Here is a 14,998-nt window from a genome sequence, read left to right on the forward strand (position 1 = left end):
GCGCGCGGAGATACCACGGTCCACGGGGGCGAATGGCCTCCGGCCTGAACCGAAGGCACCTCTACCTGCTCCTGGCAATTGCGCTGGCATCCGCCGCCGGCGCGTTGCTACTGGCCAGCTGGCACCTGTCGCTGACGCCGCGCTTCCTGCTCGCCGAATCCCTGCGGCGGTGGACGACGATCGACACCCTTCCGGACTGGCTGCGGGCCGGCGATGCCTACCCCGACCACCGCCTGGACGGCGTACTCAGGCCCGCGCACCCGCGCCTGTTGCCAATCCCCGACGGCGCGCCGGCAATCCCACCCCCGAACGAAGCCGCATGCGATGGCCATCGCGCGGCCCCCCGATCGCTGTGCTGGCTGCTGAGCGGGGATCGCGAGTCGGCCGAACTGGCGCTGGCGAGCATGGCGGGGCATACCGGCACCGAGCTGCGTCCACCGCCCACCGCGTGGGAGTGGGCCCTGGCCATGGACTGGCTGGCAACCCTGCCGTCAAGGGACCCGCGGCAGTGGCGGGCAGCGCGCGAGCGGACCCTGCAAATGGCACTGTCGAGTCTTGAGAAACTCGACGACCAGAGCCTTTCGCTGTGGCACGGGCGAGCCAGCGAGGCCGCCAATAGCTGGTTGCTGGCCGCCGGTATCGCCACCGATGCCGCCGCCGACGCGGAGCTGCTGCGCCGCAGCCAGGCCCATTTCGACCGAGTGATCGCGGCCCTCGCGATCACCGAGAGCTGGCCCAGCGGCTATAATTACTGGATCAATTCCCGGGCAATGCCCCTGGTACTCGCCCTGATCAGCTACCGCAACAGCCTTGAGGGAAACGCCAGGGCGTCGCAGATCGATGCCCTGCTGGAGCGTCTGGGCCTGTGGATGATCCATTCGGTGCGCCCGGACAACCAGGTCCAGGGCCATGCCGATGAAGGCCCGCGGCTCGACCTGCGGGACGAAACGGCCCGCGTCATCGACCTGCTGGTCCGCCATACTCGCAGCCCGGTACTGGCCAGCTACGGTGCCTACCTGCAGAGCCTGCACGGCGACGCGGCCTACTATCGCGGTTATCGCTGGTCCCGCCGCCTGCTTCACGATCCCAGCGTACCCCTGCTGCCGGGACATACCGGTAGCGCGAAACAGGCGGCAGACCTGTCGATATTCAACGGCCACCTGCCCACCGCGGCCCTGTTCGGCCGGGGCGCGGTCAACAGCCTGTTCGCGCGCTCGGACTGGGGGCCGGACGCCACCTTTGTCAGCTTCCGCGCGAGCCACGGTTTCAGCCATCACCAACACTACGACGCGGGCCACTTCACGCTCTACAAGGGCGGGCCGCTGGCGGTGAACGGTTCCGCCTACGGAGCGACCCATTCCCCGCACCGCCTTCAGTACAGCATCCAGACCGTCGCCAAGAACAGCCTGCTGCTTCCCGGGCGGCCGCTTGCCCTGAACACGCGATTGCGGGGCCAGGCTTCGGACTCCGGCGGCCAACGGCTAACCATGCCCACTGGCAGCCGGATCAGGGACCCTGAACACTGGCGCGGGCAGCTCCACGCGGGCATGCACCTGGCCGCGGCGGAGCTGGAAGCCTACGACCACAGGCCCGGCGCCCACGCCTATCTCCGGGCAGACCTGAGCCAGGCCTATTGGGCCGAACCCGGTTCACGCCGCGTACGACGCGACTTCCTCTACCTGCTGGACGAGGATCTGCTGGTCATCCACGACGCACTGGTGGGACTGCCCGCCGATATCCGGCCGGCGTGGCTGCTGCACACCGCCAGGCGCCCGGCAATTGAAGGCCTGGGGCGCGTGGCGGGAAGCGACAGGGCGGGCGTTTTCGTCGGCACCGTCGACCACGCTCGTGTGGAAGCCGGCCGGGGCAGCATGGACGCCGGTTTTCACCTGCCCGCGTCGGCCGAAATCACCCTGGTGGGCGGTCCCGGCTACGAGTGGGCCACCCCCGAGCGCGACGGATTCTACGTTAACCGGGACGGCGGTGTCCGCGCCATGGCGGGCTACGACCCGGCGCGGTGGCGCCTGGAAGCGCGGCCGCCACGGGCCGGCGACACCCACTTCCTGGTCAGCCTCCTGCCATCGCTCAAGGGCCATCGCAACCGTGAAACCACCCTGCCGGAACGGCAACCGAAGGGCGGCCACGTATTACACACGCCGCGGCGCCTGCTGGTATTCCTGGACGGTGGGCAGTTAACCACGACCCTGTCCCTGGACGGCGGCCACCGCGAATTGTTGCTACTGGGCGTCGGCGCCGCGGCCCGGATCGAGCTGACCAACACGCAGGGCCGCACCCTCACCGGCAGGCGCGGCGACGGGGTAGCCAGTTTCGACCTCGACGGACTATCGGGAAACTGGCGGTTGAGCGCAACGCAGGCCGCTCAGGGCGATACATGACTGACCACATAGCGCCGCTTGCCCGAGGGCTCCAGGGGAATCGCAGGCAAGTGCTCGATAACGACCTCCACACTCTCCCCCAGGCGCTGCCTGAACTGCTGCCGCACCGAATGCTCGATCGCGTCGCTCCAGTTGGGCCCCGCGACGACCTGCACCCGCGTCAGCTGCGGTGATTCCTGCACGATGCGAAACTCATCGACGCAGTCGATATCGCGCAGCACATAGATCAGCGCCAGGCCGTGCATGACCGTGCCATCCGCCGCCACGATGAAGTCGGTGCTCCTGCCCTGGATTTCCGCCAGCACCGGCAGGCCGCGACCGCAGGCGCAGGGCTCGCGGGACAGGACACCGACATCGCCGGTGCGATAGCGCACGAAAGGAAACTCGCCGGTGGCCAGGTGGGTGACAACCAGTTCACCGCTCTCGCCGGCGGCCGCCGCCTGCCCGTCGGGCCGCAACACCTCCACCACGATGTCCTCGGCGCTGATATGCAGGCTGCCCTGCGGGCACTGGTGGGCGATGAAACCGGCATCCCGCGCGCCGTAGCCATTGGCCACCGGACAGGCGAACACCGCCTCGATATCGGCGCGCTGCTCGTCGTAGAGGCGCTCGGAGGTCACAAAGGCCACCCGGATGCCCAGGTCGTCCATGGCCACGCCGCGCTGCCGGGCGTGGCGCGCCAGCAGCGACAGGGAAGACGGGTAGCCGAACAGCATCGCCGGGCGGCGGCGGCGAATGCGCTCGAGAAAACGGTCCATGTTCGCCAGCGACATCTCGAACGCGGGCAACAGCTCGGTGCGAAACAAGCTGTCACGCACGACGCGCAGACGGTCCTGCGCGCCCAGTTCGATCGGCGAGCCCCAGAGCACAATCTCCGGGTCGCCAATATCCACTCCCCACCAGCGGGTCGCCCGGCGCTTGGCGGCGACATCGTGGCTGATGCGCTGCTTGCCGAGATAGAAAACCAGGGGCTCGCCACTGGAACCGCCGGTATTGAAGCGCGCCAGGGGACCGGCCCCCGTCGCGCGCAGGCGGTCGCTATTGGCGCGGATCTCCGCCTTGCCCATGGTCGGCAACCGCCGCAGGTCATCCAGGCCAGCCAGTGCTTGCGGGTCAAAACCGAGCTCTGCAAACAGGTCGCGAAAATACGGTACGTCGCGGCCGATGGCCGCCAGGAATTCGCGCAAGCGCTCGATCTGCAGCGCCTCCAACTCCCCGGGCGAGCGCCACTGACTCTCCTCCAGGCGGCGAAACACCGCCTGCGTTTGGTGCCCCTTGAGCCGTTCGTGCAGCGGAAACAGCAGTCCGGAGACCAGCGGGGTATACAGGCCGCTCATGCCCCGGCCTCCCCCGCGACCCGCGCATAGGTCGCCAGCCAGCGCTCCCTCACCCGCGGCCAGCTGAACTGGCGCACGTGCTCGAGGCCGGCACCCACCAGGTCGGCGCGCAAGCCCGGTTCCCGGTACAGCCGCACCAGACAGGCCGCCATCGCCTCCGCGTCGCCCACCGGGCACAGCAGCGCCGTCTCGCCGTGGGTGACCACATGGGGGACGCCACCGGCATCGGTGGATACCACGGCCACGCCGCTGGCGAGGGCCTCGAGTACCGAATTGGGCATATTGTCCACCGTCGTCGGATTCAACAGGGCGTCGGCGCCGCGGTACAACGCGAGAATTTCATCCCGATCCACCTGGCCGGTAAACTCGACTCGCCCGCTCACCCCGAGCTCCCGGGCCCGGGCTTCCAGCTCGCCTCGCAGCGGACCATCGCCAGCGACCACCAGGCGCAGCCCGGGAATATCCGCAGCCGCCAGGGCCACCGCGCGCAATGCGGTTTCCAGCCCGTAGATGCGCTCCAGATGGCGGGTAACGATCACCGTGAAGCCCTCCCCCGCGTGCGGCGGCTCCTGCGGGCGAAAGCGTTCGGTATCGACGATATTGGGCACCACCTGGGCGCTGAAACCAAAGTCCGCAAAAACCCCCTGCAGAAAGCCGGAGGGCACCACCAGGGCCGAGGCCCGGCGCAGCGACGGGCGCACCCGCGACAGGGAGCGCCGCAGGTAGTCCCGCGCCTCCCCGCCGCGGTAGTTCACCACTACCGGCGTCCCCCGCCACCGCGCGATCCACAGCACCGGCGCGGCGAAGAGCTGCCAGGACCAGCCGGAATTGGCCATCAGGTGAATCACATCGACCCTGCCCGCCAGGCGCCATACCGACAGCAGGTAGGGCAACAGGCGCCCCAGGGCGCGCGCCACCGGCACGCGGGCCAGCCAGGACGGCCGGTAGGGACCGTTGGTCGGCAGTTCCACCACCGTTACGCCTTCGGCGCGCAGTAAATCGGCCAGCTGCCGGGTCTGCGCCGCCATCCCCCCCAGGGGCGGCGGCACGGGACCGACGAGGCCGAGCACCAGGCCGGCGCCGCTCATAGCAGCGCCTCGTACACCGGGCGGTAACGGGCGACGCTGGCGGTCCAGTTGCGCTCGCCCTCGACGAAGTCCCGCCCCTGCCGGCGCATGGCGCCCCACTCCGGGCGCTCATCGATGGCGCGAACAACCGTGTCGACCAGCGAATCCCGGCTGCCGGCTTCGAACAGGTAGCCGGTGCGGCCGGGTTCGATCAGTTCCCGGTGTCCGCCCACGTCGGACGCCACCACGATCTTGCCCTGGGCCATCGCCTCCAGGGGCTTGAGGGGGGTCACCAGGTCGGTGAGACGCATGTGCAGGCGCGGGTAGACCAGCAGGTCCACCAGGCGATAGTAGTCCTGCACCCGCTCGTGGGGTACCCGCCCGGGCATCACCACCGCGTCCTCGAGGCCGAGCTCGCGGACCCGCGCCCTGAGATTGTCTTCCTGGGGGCCGCCCCCGACCAGCAACAGGGCGACTTCGGGGCGTTCACGGCGCAGCGCGGCCAGCGACTCCACCAACAGGGCCAGGCCCTCGTAGGCGTAGAACGAGCCGAGAAAGCCCAGCACCAGTCGGCCCTCGAGCCCCAGCTCCCGCCGCAGCGCAGCATCGGGTTCGCCGTCGAGCTGAAAACTGTCCGCGTCGACGGCGTTGGGAATCACCGTGATCTTGTCCGCCGCGACCCCCCTGGCAACGATGTCGCCGCGCAGGCCCTCGCAGATCGTGGTCACCGCGGCGGCGTCGCGAAACACCCGCGACTCCAGCGCACGCGTCAGCCGGTAGCGCAGCCCGCCCTCGCGACTGGTGCCGTGGTCCACCGCCGCGTCCTCCCAGAAGGCCCGGCATTCGTACACCACCGGGAGACCGTGACGGCGCCCGGCGCTCAGCGCGGCCATGCCATTCAGGGCCGGGGAGTGGGCGTGTAGCACCTGGGGCCGCTCGCGCTCGATCACCTCGTCGAGGCGACTGGCCAGGCTGCGTATGACCACCAACGGATCCACCCAGGGCAGGCTTTGCCAGCGCGAGGATGGCGCCCGGGTGCGATAAAAGTGCAGGCCGTCCACGTCCTCTTCCGCCGCCGCGCCGTCGCGGTGCTTGGACCCCGTCACATGGGCGGTGTACCAGCCGAGCTTGCGCTGCTCGCGCAGGATATTGCGGGTGCGGAAGGTGTAGCCGCTGTGCAGGGGGATCGAGTGATCCAGGACATGGAGGATGCGCAGGCCGGTCATGGCTGTAACCCGAAATCGTCGTCCTTGACCGCCGCCTGGAACATCAGCAGCGACCACAGTGGCGCGCTGTGCTCGCGCAGGCCCGACTGGTGTTCCCGCACCAGCCGCTCCAGGTAGGCGGCATCGAACAGGCCGCTATCGGCCAACCCTCCCTCCAGCAGGGCCTGCCGCAGGCGCTGCTTCAAGGGCCCGCGGAACCAGTTGCCCAGGGGCACGCCGAAACCCATTTTCGGACGGTAGAGGATGTCCCGGGGCAGGTGTGACTCCAGGGATTTCTTGAGCAGGTACTTGCCCTCCCCGCCGCGCAATTTTTGCGACGGCGGCAGGCTGGAGACCCACTCGGCAAAGGGGTGGTCGAGGAAGGGGACGCGGACCTCCAGTGAATGCGCCATGCTCGCGCGGTCCACCTTGGTAAGGATGTCCCCGACCAGGTAGGTTTTCATATCCAGGTACTGGATCAGTGAGAGGGGATCGTCGCTGGGACAGCGGGCGGCGTGCTCATCGAATACCGATTGCACCGAGTAGCCCTGCAATTCGCGCTTGAGGGCATCGCTGAACATCGCTCCGCGCTGGGCGGTGGAAGACAGCGACACCGAGTGCAGGTAGGCCGCCACCGAGTTGCGCGCCAGACCCTCGAAGGTGGTCTTGGCACGGAATATCCGCGGCGCCCAGTCGGCCTTCGGATACAGCCGCCCGAGGGTGCCGAACAAGCCGCTGCGCAAGCCTTGCGGGAGTCGCGCGCGCAAGCGCTCCTCGTTCATGTGCCAGCGGTAACGGCGATAGCCGGCGAAGTTCTCGTCGCCGCCGTCTCCCGACAGGGCCACTGTGACCTGCTCCCGGGCCAGTTGGCACACGCGATAGGTGGGTAGCGCCGAGCTGTCGGCGTAGGGCTCGTCGTACAGGTCCGCCAGGCCGTCGAGGAGCGCGAAATCATCGCTGCTCACGGTGCGCTCGTGGTGGTTGGTGCGATAGCGTTCGGCCACCTGCCGCGCGTAGGCCACCTCGTCGTACTGCTGGACATCGAAACCGATGGCGCAGGTGTTGACGGGGTCGGCTTGCTGGGAGGCCATCATCGCCACCACCGCGCTTGAATCCACGCCCCCGGAGAGGAAGGCCCCCAGGGGCACCTCGGCCACCATGCGGATGCGCACCGCCTCGGCGAGCCGCTCCACCAACTCACCCTGCAGCTCGGCCTCGGTCATCGGCGAACCCGGCTCGAAGGGAATGTCCCAGTATTCGCGCTGGGCGGGTACCGGCTCGCCGCGGCGCAGGGTGAGGGTATGACCCGGCCGCAGCTTGTAGACGTCGCGATAGATGGTGCGCGGTTCGGGGATGTAGCCGAGGGCGAAGTAATCCTCCACCGAGCGCGGCTCGAGCTTTCGCGGCAGCCCGGCGTGGGCTTTCAGCACTTTCAATTCCGACCCGAACAGGCAGTGGCCATCTGCCAGTATGCTGTAGAACAGCGGCTTGATACCGAAGCGGTCGCGCGCCAGGAACAGTGACTGCGCCCGGCGGTCGAGCAGCGCGAAGGCGAACATGCCACGAAAATGCCGCACGCAGTCCTCGCCCCACTCCTGCCAGGCGTAGAGAATCACCTCGGTGTCGCAACGGGTGCGGAATTGGTAGCCGCGGCGGCGCAGCGTCTCGGTCAGCTCGCCGAAGTTGTAGATCTCGCCGTTGTAGACCACGCAAAGGTTGCCATCGGCGCTGAACATGGGCTGCTGCCCGGACGACAGGTCGATAATCGACAGGCGCCGGTGGGCCAGTCCCGCCCCGGGCTCGACGTGAAGGCCGTCCTCGTCCGGCCCCCGGTGGAACTGCACCTGGTTCATTGCCCGCAGCACGTCGCGATCGACATCCCGCCGTTCCCGCAGGTCGAATATGCCCGCTATGCCACACATCCCGAGTCGTATCTCCCTTTTAGCGTGCCCGCCCCGCCCGCGATGACGCTGGCGAACCCGCGCCACCGGCCCGGGCCGGGGCCAGCACCTCATCATATAACGACAGATAGCCGTCCACCGTGCGCTCCCACACAAACTCGCCCAGCACCCGCTCGCGAGCCCGCCGCCCCATCTCCGGCAGCGAGGGGGATTCCAGTGCCCGCGCGAGCGCCGCGGCGAGCGCCGCGTCATCGTCCACGGGCACCAGGTAGCCAGTGGCCCCCTCGGTCACCAGCTCCGGATTGCCGCCGACCCGCGTCGCGATAACCGGCAGGGCGGTGGCCATGGCCTCCAGGACGGTATTGGACACCCCCTCGCCCAGCGAGGGCTGCAGGAAGAGGTCCATCGCGCGCAGCAGGTCCGGGATGTCGTCCCGCTCCCCCGCAAGCAGAACCTGCCCGTCCAGGCCGAGTTCGGCCACCAACTGCTGAAGCTCACCCGCCAGCGGCCCATCACCCACCAGCACCAGGCGCACCCGTTCGCGCAGGGGCGGCGCGCCCTCAAACAGCCGCGCCAGCGCGCGTATCAAGCCGGCGTGATTCTTGACCTGGGCCAGGCGACCGACGGCGCCGAGCAGAATCCCCCCCTCCCGCGGCATGAACCCCGGCGGCAGCAGCGCCGGCGGCGGCGTGCCGGGATAAAAGCGCTCGCGGTCCACGCCGTTGTAGATCTGCCGAATCCGCTGCCGGGGTACCCGGATATCGCGCTCCAGCCAGCCTGCCAGATCCTCGCTGACCGCCACGTAGCGGTGAATCACGCTCCGCAGCGCCCGGCGCAACCATCGGTAACGCGGATTGCGCCCCTCGAGGTCAAACATGTCCCGCCCGTGCTCCCCGTGAACACGGCGCAATCCCGGCAGCCACAGCGTCGCCAGTTGCGCTTCGAGTGCCGCGAGATTCCGGCTGTGGACAATGGCCGGAGACAGGCGCGCCAGCTCCCGCCGCAAGCGGCGGTAGGCGGCCAGGTCGGTTCCCGGCCGCTTGCGAAGTTCAATCACCTCAACCCCGGGCGCGGTGATGCGCCGGGCGAAGGGCTCGCTCGTGGTCAGGCAGATAATCGCATGCCGGTAGCGATCCGCCGGCGAGCGGTTAATGATATTCACCAGGCCGTTTTCCAGCCCCCCGGTGCCGAGCTGGTAGATCAGGTGCGCAACGAGCGGCGCCCGCGATTCACTCACGGCTGGCTCCGGACGCCGCCTCACCGGCAACGGTGTTTTCGATCACCGGCCCGGCGTGGCCCAGGAATCGGGCGAGCCGCTCGGTGGCGGTATCGACGGCGCCGGCCGCCAGGCTGTCCTCCCGGGTGACCACGATGATCCTGGCCTGGGTCACGCCGCTGCCCCGCAGTTTTTCCCAGGCCTCCAGTATCTTCGCGTTTACCGCGCCCCCGGTGGCGCGGGAACCAATCTGGTACCAGTACCACACCCTCAGGCGATCGTGGCCGTCGGCGACGGAGAACTGATTGATCCGCCCGGCCGTCACGCCCACGGGAGCGGCTTGCGCCGACTGCCGGAGCAGGCGCGAGCTCTCGCCCTCGCCCAGCAAGCGACTGGGCATCGCCACCAGTTCCGCGCCTTCAAGCCCCGGGTCGAGCCGGTCGAGGTAGAGCACCACCGGTTCGCCACCAAAGCGGTAGACCGCCTGCGTGCGCAGGACGTTGGCCTCGCGTACCGGCTGCCAGCGCCAGGGTTGCGCGCCGCCAACCTCCCAGGACGCCAACGCCGGGGGAGCCGGCGGCGCCTCCGCGACCACCGGCGACAGGGTCGCCTGCCGCATGTGCGCCAGTGCCGGCCACATGGCCGCCATCAGGATGGCGCCACAGCAAGTGATAAAGAGCCGCGACAGGGGCGCGGGCGCGTCGCCCGACTCCGTTGGGGATGCGACGCGGGGGTGCTCGGTATCCTCGCGCCAGATTCCGCCGAGCCAGAACAACAGCAACATCACCAGGCCGAAGAACACCCAACCGTAGAGCAGGTGATCGACACCGGTCGCCAGCTTGCCGTTGGTCAGGTGGCCCAGCATGACAATGAAATAGGCGCGCAAGGCATTGGCGATCACCGGCACCAGCAGCGCGGCCAGGGCAAACAGCACGCGCCGCGCCAGGCTTCGATAGGTCAGGTAGGCGTAGAGCAGGCCCAGCGTGAAAGACGCGATCAGGTAGCGCACGCCACTGCAGGCCTCCACCACCGACCAAACCCCGGTCGGCAGGGTAAACAGCAATCCCTCCCGGTACACCGGAACGCCGCTGGCCTCGACCAGCCACACCGTGGCCCAGGCGGTGAACTCCATCATCGGCGGAATCAGGCCCTCGCCGATAGGCACCGACAGGAACAGGAAGCCCAGCGGAAACGCCAGCCGCTGTATCAGGGCGTGACCGAGAATGGCCCAAAGCCCGACCGGCAGGATCGCCACCATCGCCAACTGCGCCACCACCCGCACTTCGGCGAGCTCGGCGAGCACCCAGGCGAAACCCAGCGGCAGCATCAACGGCAGCACCCAGGGAACCGGCCGCGCCGCGATGCCGGCCAGCCCCTCGCGCTGGCGCCACACCAGCCAGGCACTGATGGGCCCCACCAGAAAACCGTGGGCAAAGGTATCGGAACGGGACCAGATATCGACCATGCCCATGAGTGTGGGCCAGAAGCAGGCCAATACCGCGACGATATAGCACAACCCGGCCGTTAAAGCGGGTCGAAAGGCAAGATCGGAACCAGCCACTACCCTAACCATGCGCCGCTCCGGCATCCAGCTGCCGGTATCCGGTGGCCTGGGACTCGCCCTCCAGCAACTGGCCGAGAACGGGCAGCGAGGCCTCCCAGCTAAAACTGTCGCGCACCAGCCTGCGCGCGGCTCCGCCGAGGGCCGGATACTGGCCGTCGAGCAATGCCAGTATCCGCGTCGCCATGGCCTGCGCGTCGTCGGCCAGTAGCACATGCTCCGCATCCGAGGCCGGTATGCCCTCGAGCGCCCTGGACGTCACCACCAGCGGCCGCGCCATGGCCATGGCTTCGAGCACTTTGTTCTGAATGCCCTGGGCCACGCGGACCGGCGCCACCGATACCCGGGCATGCCCGAGCCAGGGGCGCATATCATCCACGCGGCCGGTAACCACCACTTCGGCCTCGCGGGCCAGGGCGCGTACCTCCCGCGCCGGACGGCTGCCAACTATATAGAGCACCGCGTCGGGGCGATGACGGCGCACCAGGGGGAGCACCTCCCGGCTAAACCAGGCCACGGCGTCGACGTTCGGCCAATAGTCCATGGCGCCGGTAAACACCAGTGGCAGGGTGCCGTCGGGGTACGGCGACTCCCCCCGCTGACCGGGGTCGAAGTACTCGGTATCGACCCCGTTGCGGTAGTAAGTCACCCGTTCCGCGATATCCGGATTGCGACGGCGGTAGAGCGCGGCTTCTTCCGCGGAGACAAAGACACTGGCGTCGGTCTCGTGGCTCAAGCGCTTTTCGTAGCGCGCCAGGCTGCGGCCTTCTCGCCGGTACAACCACGACAGGGGCCAGGATTTGCGCTTCGCATACTGGGTCCACTTGGCGGAATCGACATCGACAAAGTCGACGACGGTGGTCGCCTCGACGCCGCCCGCGCGGGGAGTGAACTGCCCCATGGACGAGGAAAACACCACGACACGGCGTATGCCCTCGCGCTCCACCACCGATTGAACCCAGCGGCTCAGGCGGCGATCGCGATAATAGCCCAGGGTCAGCGGCTCGTTGCGAACCAGGCCGGCCAGACTGCCCAGCTTCGCCCGCAGGGGCGCGAGCGGAAGCAGCATGGCCTCGCGGCAGAGGCCCTCCAGCGCATCGCGGTGCCGCCAGTCGTCGGGATCGTCGACGAAGGCCCCGAGGTAAACATCGTAGTGCCGGCGGAGATACTCCAGCAAATGATAGGAGCGGATCTTGTCGCCCTTGTCCGGTGGATAGGGGATGCGGTGGCACAACAGTAGGAGCGGGTGCCTGGTGCCGCGATCGGCCGGAGACATGCGCGCTACCCGAGACTGCGGGCGAGAAACGGCCCGATGGTGTTGGCCACCGGCAACGGAATCCTGCGCCAGGTATCGATCAGGCGCGCGTAGCGGGGATTGCTGGGACTGAGGTTGGGCACGCTGTCGCGGGTCACCAGGTGATACTCGTAGGGCAGCGAGGAGGGCTCGAAGCCGAAATTTTTCTTGAAGCTGAAAGGACCGGTATCCCGCTTGCTGCGGCCGAAATCGAAGCCCAGCACCCCCTCTTCCACCGAGCGCCGCATAAGCTCCCAGTACATGAAATGGTTGCAACCCTTGATGTCGCGGGCGCGGGCGACGCTTCCGCCGTAGTAGGGCAGCACTTCCCCCCGATGGTAGAAACTCATGACCCCCGCCACGTCGCCGTCGTCGTCGGCGATCATCAACAAGCGGCAATCACCGGCGAACTCCCGCTGTAGTATCTCCAGGTAGCGACGCGCGAACACCGGCGTCCCCAGGTTGCGCACGCTCTCGGAGTAGACGCGATACAGGCGTTTGATATCCGCGGTTTCCTCACTGCGCAGGCCCTCCGCGATTCCCTTGCGGATCATTGCCCGCTGGCGGTTCGGTATCGCCTTGAGATTGGCGTCGTGATCGCTCTCCAGTTGCTTGCGAAAGGTGTAGTACAGGTCCTTGGTCGGCCAGCCGAAGCCCGAATCCCGCGTACTGCGCAGTTCCAGCGCCCCGACTTTCATCCGCGCGGCCAATTCACAAGCCGCCTCGCGCAGGGCACCCGCGGCCTCCCTGTCATCGGCCAAATCGCCGCCATAGACGCAAAAAGGCAGGCTGGTCAGGGAGCGGCCGAACAGGTAACTCCTCACCTCGGCCAGGGGCAGGACCCCGCGCAAGCGGCCGCCCTCCTCGGCTACCAGGAAATGGGGTTGGTGCCCGAAGGCCTGCCGCAGCACCCGGCTCCAGCCAAATCGGTGAAAAAACGTGGCGTGTTCGTGGCGCCCGACATAAGCATCCCAGAGGGCTTCGTCCGCCGCTCCGGCGGCGCGTACCGAAAGGGTCATGCCGAAGCCTCCCCGCCCAGGAATACCTCGTCCATCCGGCCCCAGCGAAAATCTCCCAGCAGCCGTTGCAAACGCGGATAGGTGCGCTTCAGGTTCAGGTAGTGACGGAAACGCGTGCGCAAGCCTACACCCGGTACCCGCGGTTGATCGGGGTCGATCTCCCAGGGGTGGAAATAGAACACACAGGGCTGCGATTCAGCCTCGTTGACCTGGTGCAGGGCCTGCCTCGATAGCGCGTAGGGAAACAGGCGAAACCAGCCGCCGCCGCCAAAATTAAAGTTCCGCCCCGCCACCGGCAGGGTCGTGGGGGGCACCTCGAGCAAGCGGTCACCCGCCACGAGATGGGCAAAGCGTGGAGCGCCGGGCATGCCGTAGTTGTCGTGCCGGATGGGTACGACGCTGGAGCTGTAGCGGTAGCCCGCGTCGGCCAGTACGTCGAGGGCCCAGAGGTTGTCCCGGCCAATGGAATAGCTGGCGGCGCGATAGCCGCGCACCGGCTGTCCCGACAAGGCTTCCAGGGTTTCGCGGCTGCGCTGCACGTCCTTGCGAAAGGTCTCCGGGTCCTGCTGGGTCACGCGGGTGTGCTCCCAACCATGGCTGGCCAACTCATGCCCCTCGGCGACAATACGCTTGACCATGGCGGGGTAACGCTGCGCCAACCAGCCAAGCGTGAAGAAGGTGCCCTTGATGCCCGCGTCGGAAAACAACTCGCAAATCCGGTCCACATTGTGCTCCACGCGACACGGCAGGCTGTCCCAGTCACTGCGCGCAATGTGGCGTTCAAAGGCGGACACCTGGAAGTAATCCTCCACGTCCACGGTCATGGCATTGACGATGGTACTCATCGGACTGGCGGCTTCCGCGCTAGCCGCCCAACCAGGCGACAATGTGGTTGTAGATGCGCGGGGCAGCCTTCCCATCCCAGTACTCGGGCACGCGCCCCCGCTTGCCGCCCGTGCGGCTGAGCTCGGAATAGGTATCCAGTATGCGCTGGCTGTCGCTACCGACGATGGTGTTGGTGCCTTCGGTGGCGGTAATCGGCCGTTCCGTGCTTTCGCGCAGGGTAACGCAGGGAACTCCCAGGGCCGTGGTTTCCTCCTGGATACCCCCGGAGTCGGTGAACACCGCGGTGGCGTCGCGCATCAGGCCGAGCATTTCCAGGTAGCCCATCGGCGGCTGGGTGTAAATGGCGGACTGCTCGATCAACCCCTGCAGGCCGGCGGCCTCGATCCTGTCCCGGGTACGTGGGTGGATGGGAAAGATCAGCGGCAGGTCGCGGCTGATCACAGACAGGGTTTCCAGCAGGCGCCGCAGGGTATCGGGATCGTCCACGTTCGCGGGGCGATGCAGGGTCAGCAGGCCGTAGCGGTCCGGCGCCTCCCCGCCACTCATCACGCCACCCAGCGTCTCCGCCGCGGGAACAGCCTTGTCCAGGTTGTAGAGCAGCGTGTCGATCATCACATTGCCGACGAAGTGCACCCGCTCCGGCGCCACCCCTTCGCGGGCCAGGTTTGCCGCGGCATCGCGTTCGGTGGTGAATAGCAGTTCAGACAACTGGTCGGTCAATATCCGGTTGATTTCCTCGGGCATCGTGCGGTCGCCGCTGCGAAGCCCGGCCTCGACATGAATCACCGGCAAGCCCTTTTTCACCGCCACCAGGGAACAGGCGATGGTCGAGTTCACATCGCCAACCACCAGCACCGCGCTGGGGCGCTCCTGGTCCAGCACCGGCTCGAAGCGTTTCATGATATCGGCGGTTTGCACCGCGTGGGAACCAGACCCCACCCCCAGGTCGCAATCCGGCTCGGGAATGCCCAACTGGTCGAAAAAGGACTGTTTCATGGCGGCGTCGTAGTGCTGGCCGGTATGCACCAAACTGGCGGACAGGCGGCTATCTTCACCGCGAAAACAGCGCATTATCGGCGCGATCTTCATGAAGTTGGGGCGGGCTCCGACCACGCATACAATATGGCCGGCGGGATTGACTGGGCTCATTGTCCTT

General features: G+C 67.6%; 11 protein-coding genes. 1 reads left to right on the forward strand and 10 read right to left on the reverse strand.

Annotated elements, in window-relative coordinates:
- Positions 1-32: 32 nt before the first annotated feature.
- Positions 33-2,396: a heparinase II/III domain-containing protein gene (locus tag JYP50_RS12610; RefSeq protein ID WP_206560889.1), complete on the forward strand. Its 2,364-nt coding sequence runs from the start codon at positions 33-35 to the stop codon at positions 2,394-2,396.
- Here JYP50_RS12610 and JYP50_RS12615 read toward each other — a convergent pair.
- Genes JYP50_RS12615 through wecB form a run of 10 tightly spaced genes read right to left on the reverse strand, consistent with a single transcriptional unit; the run spans position 2,381 to position 14,991 of the window.
- The gene (locus tag JYP50_RS12615) at positions 2,381-3,733 is read right to left on the reverse strand and encodes a phenylacetate--CoA ligase family protein (RefSeq protein WP_206560890.1); all 1,353 of its coding nucleotides are present in this window, start codon (positions 3,731-3,733) and stop codon (positions 2,381-2,383) included. The two genes, JYP50_RS12610 and JYP50_RS12615, sit on opposite strands and share 16 nt — an antisense overlap.
- A complete protein-coding gene (locus JYP50_RS12620; RefSeq protein WP_206560891.1) occupies positions 3,730-4,821 on the reverse strand; it encodes a glycosyltransferase family 4 protein in 1,092 nt (363 codons plus the stop codon). The genes JYP50_RS12615 and JYP50_RS12620 overlap by 4 nt, the downstream gene beginning before the upstream one ends.
- On the reverse strand, positions 4,818-6,026 hold the full coding sequence (locus JYP50_RS12625) for a TIGR04063 family PEP-CTERM/XrtA system glycosyltransferase (protein WP_206560892.1): 1,209 nt from the start codon (positions 6,024-6,026) through the stop codon (positions 4,818-4,820). The genes JYP50_RS12620 and JYP50_RS12625 overlap by 4 nt, the downstream gene beginning before the upstream one ends.
- Entirely contained in the window at positions 6,023-7,927 is a 1,905-nt protein-coding gene (locus JYP50_RS12630) for an XrtA/PEP-CTERM system amidotransferase (RefSeq protein WP_206560893.1), read from the reverse strand. The genes JYP50_RS12625 and JYP50_RS12630 overlap by 4 nt, the downstream gene beginning before the upstream one ends.
- A gap of 19 nt (positions 7,928-7,946) precedes the next feature.
- The gene (locus tag JYP50_RS12635) at positions 7,947-9,143 is read right to left on the reverse strand and encodes a TIGR03088 family PEP-CTERM/XrtA system glycosyltransferase (RefSeq protein ID WP_206560894.1); all 1,197 of its coding nucleotides are present in this window, start codon (positions 9,141-9,143) and stop codon (positions 7,947-7,949) included.
- The gene (xrtA, locus tag JYP50_RS12640; RefSeq protein WP_206560895.1) at positions 9,136-10,695 is read right to left on the reverse strand and encodes an exosortase A; all 1,560 of its coding nucleotides are present in this window, start codon (positions 10,693-10,695) and stop codon (positions 9,136-9,138) included. The genes JYP50_RS12635 and xrtA overlap by 8 nt, the downstream gene beginning before the upstream one ends.
- The gene (locus tag JYP50_RS12645; protein WP_206560896.1) at positions 10,688-11,959 is read right to left on the reverse strand and encodes a TIGR03087 family PEP-CTERM/XrtA system glycosyltransferase; all 1,272 of its coding nucleotides are present in this window, start codon (positions 11,957-11,959) and stop codon (positions 10,688-10,690) included. Before JYP50_RS12645 ends, xrtA begins: the two co-directional genes overlap by 8 nt.
- Positions 11,960-11,964: 5 nt before the next feature.
- Entirely contained in the window at positions 11,965-12,996 is a 1,032-nt protein-coding gene (locus tag JYP50_RS12650) for a FemAB family XrtA/PEP-CTERM system-associated protein (RefSeq protein WP_206560897.1), read from the reverse strand.
- Positions 12,993-13,841, reverse strand: a complete 849-nt coding sequence (locus JYP50_RS12655) for an XrtA system polysaccharide deacetylase (protein ID WP_241263100.1) — start codon at positions 13,839-13,841, stop codon at positions 12,993-12,995. Before JYP50_RS12655 ends, JYP50_RS12650 begins: the two co-directional genes overlap by 4 nt.
- A gap of 19 nt (positions 13,842-13,860) precedes the next feature.
- On the reverse strand, positions 13,861-14,991 hold the full coding sequence (wecB, locus tag JYP50_RS12660) for a non-hydrolyzing UDP-N-acetylglucosamine 2-epimerase (protein WP_206560898.1): 1,131 nt from the start codon (positions 14,989-14,991) through the stop codon (positions 13,861-13,863).
- Positions 14,992-14,998 lie beyond the last annotated feature (7 nt).

Origin of the sequence: Parahaliea mediterranea (assembly GCF_017255185.1) — a bacterium.
GTDB lineage: Bacteria > Pseudomonadota > Gammaproteobacteria > Pseudomonadales > Halieaceae > JAFKCZ01.